Annotated in this window: 1 protein-coding gene; it reads right to left on the bottom strand. The window is 43.7% G+C overall.

All coding sequences use genetic code 11. From position 1 onward, the window contains the following. Nucleotides 1-1387, bottom strand: a 1387-nt coding sequence (locus tag PGX78_RS05975) for a helix-hairpin-helix domain-containing protein (protein ID WP_442864802.1), incomplete at both ends; no start/stop codon positions are given.

The raw sequence follows: 1387 nt of genomic DNA, 5'->3' as shown, positions 1-1387 counted from the left end.
CGAATAAATCTATTTGTTCATCTTCGGGGAGTTCTCCCAAACACCCCATCTCAGCCAGAGAATCAATTAAGGTCTGACCGACTTTACCACGATACTTCAAATCTTCTTTTGACGTATACGCCTGCGACTTTCTGCCTTCTACTATTTGTTCGGCTACATTTTTGCCCAAGCCGTCCAGAGCCGTAAACGGCAACAGTATCTTACCGTCATGAATAGTAAACTTAGTCGCTTCCGACTTATTTATATCGATATTCATAAAAGAAATACCGCGCAAATTCATCTCTACGACCAACTCCAGCGTGGAGTACAGGTCTTTTTCGATTTTGGAAGCACCGTCTCCCTTGGCCGTAATCATCTTCATAGCCTGCCGCGCCGTATCCAACCCGTGAATCATCATGGGAATGCTGAATGCTTTGGCTCGAATTGTAAAATAAGCGGCATAATAGGCTAAGGGATAATTAATCTTGTACCAAGCTATTCTAAATGCCATCATAACATAAGCAACGGCATGAGCGCGAGGGAAAAGATAGCCTATTTTCAAGCACGATTGAATAAACCATTCGGGAATATGACCCTTACGCAATTCTCCTTCATAATCCGTCGTTTTCTTTCCTGTCGCCTTATCCGGTTTATCAATTCCCTTGCCCTTACGGACATTTTCCATAACCTTAAAGCTCGTTTTCGGTTTAATACCGTGATTGATGAGATAATTCATTATATCATCACGTGTCGATACGGCTTCATTCAACTGTACCTTACCGGATGTAATTAATTCCTGAGCATTATTCAACCATACATCCGTGCCGTGTGAAAAGCCGGATATACGGACAAGACCTGAAAAGGTCTTCGGCATCGTATCTACAAGCATCTTCCGCACAAAAGATGTACCGAATTCGGGGATACCCAGACTACCTACAGGAGATCCCAGTTCTTCAGGCGTGAGTCCCAGGGCTTCGGTAGATGAAAAGAGACTCATTGTTTTTTGATCATCAAAAGGAATGGTAGTCGCCTTAACTCCCGTCATGTCTTCAAGCATGCGGATAACAGTCGGATCATCATGGCCCAGTATATCAAGTTTTACAAGACGGCCTTCTATAGAATGATAGTCGAAATGGGTCGTTATAATACCGCAGTCTTTTTTATTAGCCGGATATTGGACGGGCGTAAAATGATGGACATCTATATCGCGAGGAATAACCATTACTCCTCCGGGATGTTGTCCCGTAGTATTTTTAATTCCCGTACAACCGTTAACAAGACTGTTGATATACGCATCGTTCGCCGTAATGCCACGAGCCTCCGCCCATTTCTTAACATAGCCGTAAGCCGTCTTATCCTGTACGGCACCGATAGTCCCGGCACGAAATACATTATCTTTACCGAAAAG

The sequence above is a fragment of the Megasphaera sp. AF13-6AC genome (assembly GCF_027685385.1).
GTDB lineage: Bacteria > Bacillota > Negativicutes > Veillonellales > Megasphaeraceae > Megasphaera > Megasphaera micronuciformis.
This window is presented reverse-complemented; position numbering and strand designations above follow the sequence as displayed.